This is a genomic window from Sphingomonas sp. ACRSK, from assembly GCF_022346685.1.
GTDB lineage: Bacteria > Pseudomonadota > Alphaproteobacteria > Sphingomonadales > Sphingomonadaceae > Sphingomonas > Sphingomonas molluscorum.
On record NZ_JAKRNR010000002.1, the window covers coordinates 142,508 to 157,915 of the forward strand.

The following is a 15,408-nucleotide window of genomic DNA, read 5'->3' on the forward strand; positions in this document are numbered from 1 at the left end:
ATTCGGTGATCCAGCTTATCGTTCTCCTGCCGCTCCTGGCCGCCGCGATCGCGGGCCTGAGCAACCGTGCGTTCGGCACCGCATTTCCCAAGATCGTGACCACGGGCGCGCTGTTCGCCTCGTGCGCCATGTCCTGGCCGATCTTCATCGGCTTCATGACGGGCACGCAGGTCGCGCACGTCGAGCCGCTGTTCACCTGGATCGTGTCCGGGGACATGGACATCGCCTGGGCGCTGCGCGTCGATGCGATGACGGCCGTGATGCTGGTGGTGATCACCAGCGTGTCCGCGCTCGTCCACCTCTATAGCTGGGGCTATATGAGCGAGGACCCGTCGCAGCCGCGCTTCTTCGCCTACCTCTCGCTGTTCACCTTCGCGATGCTGATGCTCGTGACGGCGAACAACCTGGTGCAGATGTTCTTCGGCTGGGAAGGCGTGGGTCTCGCGTCCTACCTGCTGATCGGCTTCTGGTACTATAAGCCCAGCGCCAACGCCGCCGCGATCAAGGCGTTCGTCGTCAACCGCGTCGGCGATCTCGGCTTCATGCTCGGCATCTTCGGCACCTTCCTGGTGTTCGGCACCGTCTCGATCCCGGAGATTCTGGCGGCAGCACCGGGCATGGCCGGCTCGACCATCGGCTTCCTGGGCGCGCGCTTCGATACGATGACCGTCCTCTGCCTGCTGCTGTTCGTCGGCGCGATGGGCAAGTCGGCGCAGCTCGGCCTCCACACCTGGCTCCCGGACGCGATGGAAGGCCCGACCCCGGTGTCGGCGCTGATCCACGCGGCGACCATGGTCACCGCCGGCGTCTTCATGGTGTGCCGCCTGTCGCCGATGTTCGAGGTGAGCCCCACGGCGCTCACCGTCGTCACCGTCGTCGGCGCCGCGACCTGCCTGTTCGCCGCGACGATCGGCCTCGTGCAGACCGACATCAAGCGCGTGATCGCCTATTCGACCTGCTCGCAGCTCGGATACATGTTCTTCGCGGCCGGCGTCGGCGCCTATGGCGCAGCGATGTTCCACCTGTTCACCCACGCCTTCTTCAAGGCGCTGTTGTTCCTGGGTGCGGGCTCGGTGATCCATGCGATGCACCACGAGCAGGACATGCGCTTCTACGGCGGTCTCCGGAAGTCGATCCCGCTCACCTTCTGGGCGATGATGGCGGGCACGCTCGCGATCACCGGCGTGGGCATCTACGGCGTGGGCGGCTTCGCGGGCTACCACTCGAAGGACGCGATCCTCGAGGCGGCGTTCGCGGCCGGCGGCACCGGTACGCTGGCGTTCTACGTCGGCACCTTCGCCGCGCTGCTGACCAGCTTCTATTCGTGGCGCCTGATCTTCCTGACCTTCTTCGGCACGCCGCGCTGGGCCGCGTCGGAGCACATCCAGCATGCGCTCCACGATGCCCACGGCCATGGCCATGACGCGCACGGTCACGACGACCACGCCCATGCGCATGCCGCTGCGGACTCGCACGGCCAGGAAGTGCACGCGGATGCCGAGGACGCAGGCCATGCGCCTTCGACCCTTGCGGCGCACGCGGACCAGATTCCGGCCGGCACCGGCGGCTATCACCCGCACGAAAGCCCGTTGCCGATGCTGGTACCGCTAATCGTGCTGACGGTGGGCGCGGTGGCCGCAGGCTTCGTGTTCAACCCGTGGTTCATCGGGGCAGAGGAGGGCGCGCGCTTCTGGGGCGGCAGCCTGTTCTTCAACGAGCATCTGATGCACGCGATGCACGAGGTGCCGATGCTGGTGAAGCTGGCGGCGACGATCGTCATGATCCTCGGCTTCGTGGCAGCGCTGGTCACCTATGTGCTCAAGCCCGGTACGTCGCGTCGCACGGCAACCGCCCTGCGTCCGCTGCACCAGTTCCTGCTGCGCAAGTGGTACTTCGACGAGCTGTACAACCTCATCTTCGTCCGCCCGGCGTTCGCGCTCGGCCGCTTCTTCTGGAAGCGCGGCGACGAGGGCACCATCGACCGGTTCGGGCCCAACGGCTCGGCCGCGGTGGTCGCGCTGGGCAGCCGCGTCGCGGTCAAGATGCAGACCGGCTATCTCTACACCTATGCCTTCGTCATGCTGATCGGCCTGACGGCGGCGGTCACCTGGGCGATCGCGTCGTGATCGGCGGCGCGAGCGCACCGGCCGGGCGCGGCACCGGGATGGCCGAACAAGCAATGGGGGGTCCGGCAATGGCCGGCTATGTAACGATCCTGGTTCGGGGGTTCGCGAAGTGATGGAGTTCCCGATCCTGTCGGTGATGCTGGCGGTCCCCGCGATCGCGGCTATCGCCTGCCTGTTCGTCAAGGCGGAGGCGGCGCGCTGGATCGCGCTCCTCGCCACGCTGGTCGATTTCGCGCTGGGCATCCTGCTGTGGGCGTCGTTCGACGTGGGCGGTGCTCAGTGGCAGTTCGTCGAAGGCCCGATCAACGTCGGCGGCTTCAACTGGGCCCTGGGCATCGACGGCATCTCGCTGCTGCTGATCATGCTCAGCGTCTTCCTGATGCCGATCTGCATCGGCGCCAGCTGGAAGTCGGTGACGGATCGCGTGCCCGAATACATGGCCGCTTTCTGCCTTACCGAAGTGCTGATGATCGGCACCTTCGCGGCGCAGGACCTGCTGCTGTTCTACATCTTCTTCGAAGGTGGCCTGATCCCGATGTACCTGATCATCGGCATCTGGGGCGGCGCGAACCGCATCTACGCGTCGTACAAGTTCTTCCTCTATACGCTGCTCGGCTCGGTGCTGATGCTGATCGCGATGATCTACATCCGCTCGACTGCCGGCACGACCGACATCCCGACGCTGATGGCGTACGACTTCCCGCCGCAGGTCCAGACCTGGCTGTGGCTGGCGTTCTTCGCGTCCTTCGCGGTCAAGATGCCGATGTGGCCGGTCCACACCTGGCTGCCCGACGCGCACGTGCAGGCGCCGACCGCGGGCTCGGTCATCCTGGCGGGCGTGCTGCTGAAGCTCGGCGGCTACGGCTTCCTGCGCTTCTCGCTGCCGATGTTCCCGGATGCCTCGGGCGATCTGGCCTGGCTGGTGTTCCTGCTCTCGGCGGTGGCGGTGGTCTACACCTCGCTCGTGGCGCTGGTGCAGTCGGACATGAAGAAGCTGATCGCCTATTCGTCGGTCGCGCACATGGCGATCGTGACCATCGGCCTGTTCGCCTTCAACCGGCAGGGCATCGAAGGCGCGATGATCATGATGCTCAGCCACGGCCTGGTGTCGGGCGCGCTGTTCCTGTGCGTGGGCGTCATCTACGACCGCCTGCACACCCGTGAGATCGCCCGCTACGGCGGTCTGGCGGAAAACATGCCGCGCTATGCCGTGTTCTTCCTGTTCTTCACCATGGCATCGATCGGCCTGCCGGGGACCAGCGGCTTCGTCGCCGAGTTCCTCAGCCTCGCCGGTCTCTACCAGGTGTCGACCTGGGCGGCGCTGATCTGCACCACCAGCATCATCCTGGGCGCTGCCTACATGCTCTACCTCTACCGCCGGGTCGCCTATGGCCCGCTCGACAAGGAAGACGTGCGGGCGATGCCGGACCTGTCGGTTCGGGAGATCGCGCTGCTGGCACCGGTCGCGGCCGTGGCGCTCTGGATGGGTGTCTATCCGGAAAGCTTCATGGCGCCGATGCGCAACGACGTCACCACGCTGCTGGCCCGCATCGAACGTGCGACCCCGGCCAGCGATTCCCGACCCACCCCCGGCAACCCCGAAGCGGCTGCGGCCGCGGCGGCTGAGCACGGCGGCGAAGCGGCGCACGGCGCCCCTGCACACTCCGAGGCGCACTGATGAGCTACGCATCCCAACTCGCGACCACCCTGCCGGAGCTCGTGCTCGCGGCCGGCGCGATCGTGCTGATGCTCGTCGCCGCCTGGGGCGGGCAGCGTTCGACCCGTGCGGTCAGCATCGCATCCGTCTTCGTCATGGTCGGTGCGGGCATCGCGCTCATCGGCCCGGCCTCGTCGGGGACGACCGCGTTCGGCGGCATGTACCGTGCCGACGCCTTTGCAGCCTATGCCAAGGTGCTGATCTACGCCGCCTCGGCGATCGCGATCATGGTCGCTCCGCGCTTCTTCGCGCAGACGGCCGGCGATAACTTGAAGCCCGAATATCCGATCCTCATCCTGCTCTCGTGCACCGGCATGGGCATGATGGTGTCGGCGGGCGACATGCTGCTGCTCTACGTCGGCCTCGAGCTGCAGAGCCTTGCTGCCTATGTCCTCGCCAGCTTCATGCGCCGCGACACGCGCTCGGCCGAAGCGGGCCTGAAGTATTTCGTCCTCGGCGCGCTCGCCTCCGGCATCCTGCTCTACGGCATCAGCCTGGTGTACGGCTTCAGCGGCACGACCCTGTTCGTCGACATCGCGCAGGCCTATGCCGGCGACCTCGGCGGCGATCGTTCGCTCGGCCTGCTGTTCGGCCTGGTGTTCGTATTCGCGGGTATCGCCTTCAAGATGTCGGCCGTGCCGTTCCACATGTGGACCCCGGACGTGTACGAGGGCGCACCGACCCCGGTCACCGCCTTCTTCGCCTCGGCGCCCAAGGTGGCGGCGATCGGCCTCGGCATGCGTGTCGCGGTCGAGGCGATGGGCCCGGCGACCGCCGACTGGCGCCAGATCGTGATCTTCGCGTCGCTCGCGTCGATCGTGCTCGGTGCCGTCGCGGCGATCGGCCAGACCAACATCAAGCGCCTGCTCGCCTATTCGTCGATCAACAACGTCGGCTTCGCGCTCGTCGGCCTCGCCGCCGGCACGCCGGAGGGCGTCGCCTCGGTGCTGTTCTACATGGCGATCTACATCGTCATGACGCTCGGCTCCTTCCTGGTGGTGCTGCAGATGCGCGACGTGGCGGGTCGCCCGATCGAGACGATCGCAGGCTTCGCTGGCCTGTCGCGCTCGCATCCGGGCCTTGCCGCCGCGCTCGCGATCATGATGTTCTCGCTCGCGGGCATCCCGCCGCTGCTCGGCTTCAATGCCAAGCTGGAGGTGTTCAACGCCGCGGTGCAGGCCGACCTGTTCGTGCTGGCGGTGGTTGCGGTGATCGGCTCCGTGCCGGGCGCCTATTACTACCTGCGCATCGTCAAGACGCTCTACTTCGACGCACCGGCAGAGGGCGTTGCCGTCCGCACCGATCGCTTCGAGGGCGGCCTGCTCGCGGCGACCGCCGTGTTCATCTCGCCGGTGGGCTGGTTCCTGCTCGCCCCGCTCGGCGCCTGGACCATGACGGCGGCACGGTCGCTGTTCTGACGACCATCCGCGTCGTTGCGGAGACCGGCTCCACCAACGCCGACCTGTTGGCGTTGGCTGGGGCCGGTCTCGCATCCGAAGGCCTGTGGCTGCGTGCCGAGCGCCAGACCGCCGGCCGCGGCCGCCTCGGCCGCGCCTGGGTCTCGCCCCCCGGCAACTGCTACGCCAGCACCGTCGTAAACCTGCGCGCGGCCGATCCCCCGGCATCCACGCTCGCCTTCGTCGCGGCCGTCGCGCTGGACGAGGCGGTGCGCGTCTATCTTCCGCAAGCGGCGGGGCTCGCGCTCAAATGGCCCAACGACCTGCTGGTCGACGGCGCCAAGCTCTCGGGCATGTTGCTGGAGCGGGCAGGGGGTACGGTCGTGATCGGCATCGGCGTCAACCTCGCCCACCATCCCGATCTTCCCGACCGCGTCACGACCAGCCTCGCCGCGCACGGCGCCCAGGTCGCACCCGACGCCTTCCTGGAGACGCTGGCGGAGGCCTTCGCGCGCTGGCTTGGCCGCTGGCGGGGGGAGGGGCTCGCCCCCGTCCGCCAGCGCTGGCTCGATCGCGCCCATCCGCTCGGCACCGCGCTTACCGCGCGCCTGCCCGACGGCGGCAGCGTCACCGGGCTGTTCGACGGGCTCGATTCCGACGGGGCGTTGCTGCTGCGCTTGGCCGATGGCACGCGCCATGTCATGCACGCAGGCGACGTGCTGCTGGCCTGACGCCCGCGCGCCCGCCACGAACCAAAGGGTAGAAGCCGCCATGCTGCTCGCGATCGACGCCGGCAACACCAACATCGTGTTCGCGCTGATGGAAGGCGAGACCATCCACGCGCGCTGGCGCATCGCGACCGATCCTCGGCGGACCGCCGACGAATATGCCGTGTGGCTGAGCCAGCTGCTCGCCCTGGAAGGCCACCAGCGTTCCGACGTGGACGGCGTGATGATCGGCACCGTCGTCCCGCGTGCGCTCCACAACCTCCAGGTGCTCGCCCGCAAGTATTTCGGGACGGAGCCGGTGATCGCCGGCAGCCCCGCCGCCCCCTGGGGCTTCCCCCTCGACGTGGACGAGCCGCAGAACCTGGGCGCCGACCGCGCGCTCAACGTCATCGCCGCCCATGCCGAGCATCCCGGCGACCTGATCGTGATCGACTTCGGCACCGCCACCACCTTCGACGTGGTCGACTTCCGCGGTGCCTATAAGGGCGGCATCATCGCCCCCGGTATCAACCTCTCGCTCGACGCGCTGGTGACCGCGGCTGCCAAGCTGCCCCGCATCGCGATCGAGGCGCCTGCGGACTCCACCGTGATCGGCCGCAACACCGTCAGCCAGATGCACATCGGCATCTATTGGGGCTATGTCGCGATGATCGAGGGGCTGGTCGCCCGGCTCAAGCAGGAGATCGGCCGGCCGGTGAAGGTGATCGCGACCGGCGGCCTCGCCATCTTGTTCGAGCAGCGCACCGCGGTGTTCGACGTGGTAGAGGCGGACCTCACCTTGCGAGGGCTGGCGATGCTGTGGGCAAGAACCCATATAGCCGCCAAAGCCTGAAGAGATTTTGCAAAGTGGCACCGGCACGGCCGGGCCCCTCGTCGCGGGATGGCGGCGAGTTACCTGAAGAAAGAACCCAGTGACTCCCGGAAACGAACTTCTATTTGTCGCGCTCGGCGGTTCGGGCGAGATCGGCATGAACGTCAATCTCTACGGAACCCAGGGCAAGTGGGTGATGGTCGATTGCGGCATCACCTTTGCCGATCCGGCCTATCCCGGCATCGACGTGATGCTGCCCGACCTCCAGTTCATCGAGGATCGCCTGGACGACCTCGTCGGCATCGTCATCACGCACGGGCATGAGGATCACATCGGCGGGCTGCCCTATCTCGCCGCCGACCTCGACGTGCCGATCTACGCCACGCCGTTCACGGCCGGCCTGATCCGCGGCAAGCTCGAGGAAGAGGGTATCGCCGACACCGTCGAACTGAAGGTGATCGAGCGCGCCGGCAGCTTCCGCGCGGGCCCGTTCGGCTTCCGCTTCGTGCCGCTCGCCCACTCGATCCCGGAGGCGAACGCGCTCCTGATCGACACGCCGCATGGCCGCGTGTTCCACACCGGCGACTGGAAGCTCGACAAGACGACGCTGGTCGGCGCAGCCTCCACCCCGGCCGAGCTGGAAGCGATCGGCGACGAAGGCGTGTTCGCGCTGGTCTGCGATTCCACCAACGTCCTCAACGACACCGCCTCGGGCTCCGAGGACGACGTCTATGCCGGGCTGCTCGACACGGTCGCCAGCGCGCGCGGCCGCGTCATGGTCACCACCTTCGCCTCCAACGCCGCGCGCCTGTCGACGCTGGGCAAGGTCGCGCAGGAGACCGGCCGCGCCGTCTGCGTCGCCGGCCGCTCGCTCGACCGCATCCTGCGCGTCGCCCGTGCCACCGGCTATCTCACCGACTTCCCGGCGACCGTCGACTTCGATACCGCCATGTCGATGCCCCGCAACGAGGTGCTGATCATCGCCACCGGCGGCCAGGGCGAACCGCGCGCGGCACTCGCCCGCGTGGCGGACGGCAGCCACCAGATCAGCCTGGAGCAGGGCGACCGCGTCGTCTTCTCCTCCAAGCAGATCCCCGGCAACGAAGTCGCGATCGGCCGCATCATGAACGCGCTCGCGACCAAGGGCGTGGAGATGATCACCGATCGCCAGGCGCACGTCCACGTCTCCGGCCACCCGGGGCGTCCGGAACTCGCCGCCATGTACAAGTGGATCCGCCCGGATCTCGTCGTGCCCGTTCACGGCGAGGCCCGTCACCTCGCCGAGCACACCCGCTTCGCGCTGGCGCAGGGCGTGCCGGATGCGATCACCCAGCAGAACGGCGACATCCTGCGCCTCGCGCCCGGCGGTCCGCGGCGCATCGGCCACGCCGTGGTCGGCCGCCTCGCGCTCGATGGCGACGTGATCCTGCCGGCGGACGGCAACACCATCAACGAGCGCCGCCGTATCTCGCAATATGGCCAGATGTCGGTTGCGGTCGCGATCGATCGCCGCGGCAACCTGGTCGGCAACGCCGTGGTGCGCGCGCAGGGCGTGCCGGTCGAGGACGAGCGCGATCCCTTCCTGGAGGAAGCCGCCGACGCCGCCGAGGCCGCGGTGCGCAAGGGTGGTCGCGATCGCGAGAAGCTGCGCGAGCAGCTTCGCCTGGCGGTGCGTCGCGTGGCGACCCGTTGGACCGGCAAGAAGCCGATCGTGGACGTCCTCCTGATCGAGGCCTGAGGGATATGCGCTGGCAGTCGGCATTGGCGATCTACCTGCTGTTCTGGGTGCTCAGCGCATTCCTCGTCCTGCCGTTCGGCATGCGCACGGCCGAGGAGGCGGGCCACGCCCACGTCCCCGGCCAGGCCGAAAGCGCGCCTGCCCAGTTCGCTCCCGGCAGGATCGCGCTCCGCACCACGATCGTCTCGCTCGTCCTCTTCGGGGCCTTCTACCTCAACTACATCTATGGCTGGCTGACCCCGGAGAACCTCGACTTCTTCGGCTAGCCGCGCCGCGCGGCGGCCCCCGCGCGATCGCACCGCCGCGTATCTGCAAGAGACCGTGCTCCTGCGAAGGCAGGAGCCCAGAGCCACAAGCGCCGTTCTTCATAACCCTGGGCTCCTGCCTGCGCAGGAGCACGGTGTGACGCGAGCAAGGGGGGTAATGCTGCAGCACATTTCGCCGCAACCGGCCCCCACCTGGACCCCGGCCTCCGCCGGGGTACGATCACGGGGCAGGGTGTGGCCAAAGCCGAACCCCCGCAACTAACCAACCGCCCAACCCCAAAGCTCAACCGTACCCCGGCGAAGGCCGGGGCCCAGTTGCGACGCGGCCCGATATCGGCGGCACCCCTCGCCACCAGCGCTACCGAAGCACCCCCACTCCGACTAAGCTCCGGCCCATGACCGCGCCACACCCCCTCGACCTTCCAGCCCTCTCCGCGCTCAACGGCCGCCACGCACGCTTCGCCGTCGTTCACGGCACAGCCCGCCGCTACCACCCCGCCTATGGCGTCTTCGCCGCGCTCGCGGACGATGCGGAGCCGAGCCTCGCCAACCTTGCCGCGCTGGTGATCGAGCACGGCGACATCGCACTGCTGCAGGCGGATGCCCCTCCGTCGGTCCCCGGCCTTGCGGTCGTGTCCCAGGATGTCGGCGTCCAGATGGTGGCAACCCACATCCCAGACGCCCGCGCTCCCGACATAACCCCCATCGCGCTCGGCGACGCCGACGCGCCAGAGATGCTCGCGCTCGCAACCCTCGCCGAACCCGGCCCGTTCTTCGAGAAGACCCACCAGCTCGGCCGCTTCGTCGGCATCCGCCAGGACGGCCGCCTCGTGGCCATGGCCGGCGAGCGCATGCAGCCCGACGGTTTCACCGAGGTGAGCGGCGTCTGCACCCATCCGGATCATCGCGGCCGCGGCTACGCCGCCGCACTGATGCGCGAGGTCGCCCGCGGCATCCTCGCCCGCGGCGACACGCCGTTCCTCCACGCCTATGCCAGCAACCAGGCCGCGATCGCCCTCTACGAACGCCTCGGCTTCCGCCACCGCTGCGAAATCCTGATGACGCGCCTCACCGCAGCCTGATTCGCTCGCAGAAGGCCGGGCTTGCCATTCTGCCGCCCGGTGTCGGATGGTCGCGCGATGGACCTCCGCCCCGCGACCGCTCCGCTGGCAGCCCTGCTGCTGCTTTCCGCCCCCGCGGCCCATGCACAATCGCCGGCAAAGCCGTTCGACGCCACGACCGCCTGGACGTCCTTCGAAACCCTGCTGCGGGAGCGCTACGGCTATTTCGACCGCCCCGGCATCGACGGCAACGCCATCCTCTCTAACTTCGCCGAACAGGCCCGCCGTGCGCCGGACGACAAGGTTTTCATCGACACGCTCCAGCTGGTCGCGCACAACTTCGCCGACCCGCATTTCGTCGTCGGGCCGCTCGACCTGGAAGACTGGGCCGTCATCCCGACGGCGTCGGACCTGTTCGGCAGCTATGATGGCACCGCGTTCCGGATCGAAGAGGTGCGGGCCGACAGCGACGCGCTCGCCAAGGGCCTGAAGCCCGGCATGGTCGTGCGGGCCCTGGACGGCCGGTCACCACGCGCGGCGGTCGAGATCATCACCGGCCGACCCTTCGCGACGCTCGCCCCGACCCAGATCGACTTCGCCTTCAACATGGCGCTCGCCGGCATTCGCCGACGCCCGCGCACGCTGGAGGTAACCAACGGGCACCGCCGCCGCAGCGTCGCCCTGGCCGCCACCACCGATCAGGCGAAGAGGGTGCAAGAAGGCCCGCTGCTGAGCGTGGAGCGGCAAGGCACGCTCGGCATCCTGCGCATCCATAACTCGCTCGGCGATCAAGCCTTGATCGCGCAATTCTCGCAGGCGCTGGCAGGCCTCGCCGACACCACCACGCTGCTGATCGACCTGCGCAATACGCCCAGCGGCGGCAACACCAGCGTCGCCCGCGGTATCCTCGGCCATTTCGTCGATCACGAGCGGCCCTACCAGGTGCACGTCATCCCCTATGAGTCGCGCGTGCTGGGGCCGCCGCGCCGGTTCGCGGAATATGTCGCCCCCTTCGGCGCGCGCTACGGGGGCAAGGTCTATGTCGCCGGCGGCCGCTGGACCGGCAGCATGGGGGAGGGGCTGATGATCGGCTTCGACGCGATCGGCGCCACCACCGTGGGCAGCGATCTAGGCGACCTGCTCGGCGCGCTGAGCAACGAGACGATCGACGGCTCCGCGGCCAGGATCGACCTCGGCACCGAGCAGCTCTTCACCGTCGATGGCCTCCCGCGCGAAGCCTATCGCCCCCGCCTCTACCTTCCCCGTGCCGAACGCGACGGCAGCCACGATCCGGTGCTGGCGGCTATCGGGCGCTAGGCGGGTCCCGCCGGGGCTGCGCGTCGAGCTGGCGGACCAGCGCGTCGAACAGGTCGTCGGCGGGCGGCTCGAACGCCGCATCCAGCATGGTGCCGACCGCTTCCTGCGCCACCTCCGGCGCGCGCGTGTCGCGGTGGCGCTCGAACAGCGCCTCGACCAGGAAGCGCGTCCCCTCCCGCGACTTGATGAGCGCATCGGCGGGGAAGGCGAGCGCCTGGCGCACGCCGGCCACCGAGGAGGCGTTGCGCAGATTATAGCGCGCAGACTGGACGATGTGCTGGATCACCTCGCGCCGCTCGACCGAGCCGAGCTCCGTCACCACCGACAGCCGGTGGAGGGCATAGAGACCCAGCACCGCGGACAGGAGGAAGAAGAACTCCCAGTGCGCGATGCCGACGCCGAACAGCTCGGCAGTGCCGCTCGGGCTCGTCCAATCGATCGACAGGTGCAGCTTGCGCGCCGCGAAGAACTCGGTCAGCCAGCCGCCGACGATCGGCGCGGCGCCGGATGCCAGCGCCCCTACTAGCGCGTTGGTCGCCATGAAGCTGGTGGCCGCGCCTGCCGGGCTCAGCTTGATGACGATGTTGCCGGCTGCGAGTCCCACGCCGGCCTGGGCTGCACCCATCACCAGGTGCAGCGCCAGCAGATAGGCCGGCCGCGACCAGTCGCCGGTGAAGTCGTCGGCAAAGATCATCCCCGCGACGCACAGCAGGTAGAGGGGGGAGGCGACCGTCAGCACCGACTTGTTGGTGAACCGGTCGGACAGGCTCCCCCAGCCGCGCACCACCGCCGCATTGGCAAGCTGGCTCGCCACCGTCAGGGTGAGGACGAAGCCCACCGAAAAGCCCAGCTCACGCACGAAATAGACGGTGAAGAACGGCGTCGCCAGGTTTACCGCGAACTGCCAGCTCGCCAGGTAGCGCAGCACCGAGCGGAAGTTGCGATCGCGCAGCGGCCGCAGCAGCAGCCTTCGCAGCGATGGCCGGCCACGACGCCGTCCCATCCACGGCTCCGGCACCCGCGCCAGCGCCGCGGTGCTCGCCAGCCCGCACAGGAAGCCGATCAGGTAGAGCGCCACATAGACGCGGTCGCCGCCCGCGTCCGATCGCCCCGCGCGTTGGAGGGCGAACGCGGCCAGCAGCGTCGCCACCGCGCCCACGACCGTTCCATAGAGGTTGCGGCGCGCGAAGAACGCTCCCAGCTGCTCTTCGGGCAGCAGGTCGCGCATCCAGCTGTTCCAGCTGCAGGCGCCCACCGCATTCAGGCCGTAGTGGAGCAGCGCTGCGGCGACGAGCACGCCGACGGCGATGTTCCGGTCGGGGATCAGCGGAACCGCCGCATAGACCGGCAGCGCCAGCCGCGCGCCGAACACGCAGGCGACCGAGATCAGCCGCCGACGCCGCACCCGCTCCACCAGGGTCACGGCGGGCGCCTGGAGCATCTGGGTCAGCAACGGGATGGCCGCGATCACGCCGATCTCGATCTCGCTCGCCCCGATATGCAGCGCCAGCGCCAGCAGCACCACGCCGCTGTTGAGCGCGCCGATCGCGGTGGCAAAGGCGGCATCGATCAGCAGGAAGCGCAAGCCGCGCTCGCGCGCTTCCGGCGAGATCGTCGCGCGGGGGGCCAGAATGGTACGCAGCACCGCAGAAGGCATCGGCAACACCCCGCCGGCTTTGACTTGCAGACCCGGCTAGAGCGGTGGGCGGCCCCAGAAGTTGCATCGCGGGCGCGATATCGGCCAATGGCCAGGCGGCAACCCTGCCGCCGGAACGCTGGCGGGGGCTTTCCTACAGCGCCCACCTCTGATCTGACTCGCCGGGCACACGTTCCGGCGGCAGCCTTCCGGCGCCGTCCGCCGGGGATGCGGGGAGGGCGGTTCTTGGACTAACTTTCGACTAACTTTCCGCGACGCGGCTCAGCCGCGCAGTCGCTCGATCGCCTGCGCAAGCGCGACGTAGAGCTTGCCCATGTCCGACGACAGCAGCGTCACGCCCAGCGGCGATCCGTCGCGCAGCGTCAGGATCTGGCGCAGCATCGCCTCGAAGTCGTGGATGTAGCGGTTCACCTGCTCGCGGAAGCCCGCATCCTCGTCGTAGAATTGCGCGATCTCGCGCGCCTGGGCGGAGTCGATCAGCTTGACGGCCCGGCGGGTGAACACGCCGCGGTCCCCCTTCAGATACGCGGCCCAGGCGGCGTCGGTCACTTCCTGCGAGAAGGCGCGGGTGATGTCGATGGAGGCCGAGTGCATCGCCTCGATCAACAGGGAGACCCGGCGCGCCAGCGTGTCCGTGTCGGACGCCTCGCGCTCCGCCTCATGCTCGGCGAGGCGCGCTTCCATGGCGGCGCTGGTCTCGGCGATCTGGCCGAGCTGCTGCGCCAGCCGGTCGGAGGCGCGGTGCGCAGTCTCGACCGCCTTGGTCGCAGCCTCGCCCAGGGCTGCGACCTGCTGCACGACCGCCCGGTCAATCGCACGCGAAAGCGCGGCGGCGCTCTCGGTCTGGAGCCGCTTGGCGGCGGTCGGCACGATCCGGTCGAACGCGTTCTGCGCGTCCTCCGCAGTGCCGGTCGCAGTCGCGCGGATCTGCTCCAGCGCCTCGATCAGCTGGGGTGCCGCCTCCTCGGCGAAGCGCCGGGTGGTCGCGACCGTCGCATCGACGATGACGTGAACGCCGTCCACGCGCTCGCGCCCGGTGTCCAGCGTCTCGGCCATGGTGCGTGCGGCGTCGTTCAGCGCCACCCGCTGGCCCTCGATCAGCGCCCCCACCTTTTCCACCGCCTGCTGCGTCGCCTCGGCGTCCTGCACCAGCGCGCGCACTTCCGGCGTGGTGCCTGCGACGGCGCCGCGCGTGATGGCGAGCCGCTGGTCCAGCCGCTCCAGCGCCGCCGGCAGCGTCTCGTCGAGCTCGCGCGCCGAGGCGTCGAGCGCGGTCAGCAGCCGCTCAGCCGTGGTGATCACCTCCTGCGCGGTCGCATCGCCATTGCGCATCGCCGCGGTGGTCGAGCCCACCAGGTTGCGCAGCGCGTCGATCGCCGCCGCCAGTGCCTGGGCGCGGTCGGTGCCGGTCGCATGCAGCGCGGCAAAGCGCGCGTCGACGTCGTCGATGCCCTCGGCCAGGGTACGCACCAGCGCATCGCCTTCGCGGTGCCGCTCGTCCAGCGTCGCGCCAATCCGCGCCAGTCCCTCCTCGATGCGGGCGATGCGCTCGTCCAGCGCCTCGCCCCCCTCGCGCGCGGTGCGTTCGATCGCCAGATGCTCGCGCTGGAGCCGCTCGATCGCGGCATCGCCCTCGGCGGCAAGTGCCGAGCGGGCATTCTCGACCGCGCTGCCGGTCCGCTCCAACACGGCCTCGATCATGTCGACCATGCTGCCCGCGACGGTTTCCAGCCGTGCGCCGGCAAAGTCGCCCGCCGCCTCGATCCGCGCCAGATGCTGCGCCAGCCGCTCGCTCGCCGCCCCGGCCTCGCTGCCTGCGACGCGTCCATGCTCCGCCAGTTGCACCAGCCGGGTGTCGAGCTCGCCCGCCGAGCGGGTCGCGGCCGTCCCCGCACGCTCGACCGCCTGGGCGATCTCGCTGATCTCGGTCCGGGCATCCGGCAGCGCCTGCACCAATCGCTGCAGCCGTTGCTCGGCCTCGCGCGCGGTGCCGCCCAGCAGGTCGGTGTGGCGCTTCAGCGCCTCGCTCTCCTGCGCCATGCCGCTGCGGATCACTGCCAGCCGTTCGCTGGCATTGCCGGCGAGCGCCAGCAGCGTGTTCGCCTGTTCCGCCAGTTCGGCGCGATTCGCCGCCAGCCGCTCGGTGAGCGCCGCGACCGACTGTTCCAGGCGCTCGGACTCCTCGCGCAGCCCGCTCGCCACGTCGCCGAACCGCCGCGCTTCCGCTGCGCTGTTGCGCTGGAAGACCAGCCACAGGATCGCCAGCAGCATCGGCGGCACGCACAGCGCCGCCACGAAGCTAGCGACCTGAGGCGGGAAGGGACCGCTCCCCAGCCAAGGTCCGGCCAGCGACACCATCAGCGCCACCCACCCGAACGCGAGCACCAGCACGACCGCCGGCACGAGCCAGCGCTTCGGTGAGGGGGCTTCCGCTTCGGCCTCGTCCTGCACGGCTTCGAACGAGCGGCGCGTCTCGCCCGCATATGCCTGTACGTCTGGCGCCTGTTCGCCCGCGGTGCTGAAGCCGGAATCCATGGGTCGGGGCTGTAGCATTTATTGCGCCTGCGCAACACCGGCCGGCCTCTCGCCT

Annotated in this window: 11 protein-coding genes; 9 read left to right on the plus strand and 2 right to left on the minus strand. The window is 69.2% G+C overall.

Translation table 11 applies throughout. The annotated features are described in order from the left end of the window. The first annotated feature begins 5 nt into the window (after positions 1-5). The 9 genes from nuoL (at position 6) to MHZ35_RS02010 (ending at position 11,161) form a co-directional block, all read left to right on the plus strand. Positions 6-2,126 (plus strand): NADH-quinone oxidoreductase subunit L, encoded by a 2,121-nt coding sequence (gene nuoL, locus MHZ35_RS01970; RefSeq protein ID WP_239434138.1) that lies wholly within the window; start codon positions 6-8, stop codon positions 2,124-2,126. Positions 2,127-2,235: 109 nt separating this feature from the next. Continuing rightward, a complete protein-coding gene (locus MHZ35_RS01975) occupies positions 2,236-3,804 on the plus strand; it encodes an NADH-quinone oxidoreductase subunit M (protein WP_125960036.1) in 1,569 nt (522 codons plus the stop codon). Continuing rightward, complete coding sequence (gene nuoN, locus MHZ35_RS01980; RefSeq protein WP_239434140.1) at positions 3,804-5,261, plus strand: NADH-quinone oxidoreductase subunit NuoN; 1,458 nt, start codon at positions 3,804-3,806, stop codon at positions 5,259-5,261. Before MHZ35_RS01975 ends, nuoN begins: the two co-directional genes overlap by 1 nt. After that, a complete protein-coding gene (locus MHZ35_RS01985; RefSeq protein WP_274615596.1) occupies positions 5,258-5,971 on the plus strand; it encodes a biotin--[acetyl-CoA-carboxylase] ligase in 714 nt (237 codons plus the stop codon). Before nuoN ends, MHZ35_RS01985 begins: the two co-directional genes overlap by 4 nt. A 40-nt stretch (positions 5,972-6,011) precedes the next feature. After that, on the plus strand, positions 6,012-6,800 hold the full coding sequence (locus MHZ35_RS01990) for a type III pantothenate kinase (RefSeq protein WP_239434142.1): 789 nt from the start codon (positions 6,012-6,014) through the stop codon (positions 6,798-6,800). Positions 6,801-6,879: 79 nt separating this feature from the next. Next, on the plus strand, positions 6,880-8,517 hold the full coding sequence (locus tag MHZ35_RS01995) for a ribonuclease J (protein ID WP_239434143.1): 1,638 nt from the start codon (positions 6,880-6,882) through the stop codon (positions 8,515-8,517). 5 nt (positions 8,518-8,522) lie between these two features. Further along, entirely contained in the window at positions 8,523-8,783 is a 261-nt protein-coding gene (locus MHZ35_RS02000; protein WP_239434144.1) for a DUF1467 family protein, read from the plus strand. A gap of 395 nt (positions 8,784-9,178) precedes the next feature. Then, positions 9,179-9,865, plus strand: a complete 687-nt coding sequence (locus tag MHZ35_RS02005; protein WP_239434145.1) for a GNAT family N-acetyltransferase — start codon at positions 9,179-9,181, stop codon at positions 9,863-9,865. A gap of 57 nt (positions 9,866-9,922) precedes the next feature. Further along, complete coding sequence (locus tag MHZ35_RS02010) at positions 9,923-11,161, plus strand: S41 family peptidase (RefSeq protein WP_239434146.1); 1,239 nt, start codon at positions 9,923-9,925, stop codon at positions 11,159-11,161. Here the strand turns inward: MHZ35_RS02010 and MHZ35_RS02015 are convergent. Beyond that, complete coding sequence (locus MHZ35_RS02015; protein WP_239434147.1) at positions 11,148-12,806, minus strand: MFS transporter; 1,659 nt, start codon at positions 12,804-12,806, stop codon at positions 11,148-11,150. The genes MHZ35_RS02010 and MHZ35_RS02015 overlap by 14 nt on opposite strands. A gap of 273 nt (positions 12,807-13,079) precedes the next feature. Continuing rightward, entirely contained in the window at positions 13,080-15,353 is a 2,274-nt protein-coding gene (locus MHZ35_RS02020; protein ID WP_239434148.1) for a hypothetical protein, read from the minus strand. Positions 15,354-15,408 lie beyond the last annotated feature (55 nt).

Bases quoted from the DNA above. Each gene is read 5' to 3' on its own strand.
- MHZ35_RS02000 (WP_239434144.1), top strand. From the start codon at position 8,523: ATGCGCTGGCAGTCGGCATTGGCGATCTACCTGCTGTTCTGGGTGCTC.
- MHZ35_RS02005 (WP_239434145.1), top strand. From the start codon at position 9,179: ATGACCGCGCCACACCCCCTCGACCTTCCAGCCCTCTCCGCGCTCAAC.
- MHZ35_RS01990 (WP_239434142.1), top strand. From the start codon at position 6,012: ATGCTGCTCGCGATCGACGCCGGCAACACCAACATCGTGTTCGCGCTG.
- MHZ35_RS02020 (WP_239434148.1), bottom strand. From the start codon at position 15,353: ATGGATTCCGGCTTCAGCACCGCGGGCGAACAGGCGCCAGACGTACAG.
- nuoN (WP_239434140.1), top strand. From the start codon at position 3,804: ATGAGCTACGCATCCCAACTCGCGACCACCCTGCCGGAGCTCGTGCTC.
- MHZ35_RS02010 (WP_239434146.1), top strand. From the start codon at position 9,923: ATGGACCTCCGCCCCGCGACCGCTCCGCTGGCAGCCCTGCTGCTGCTT.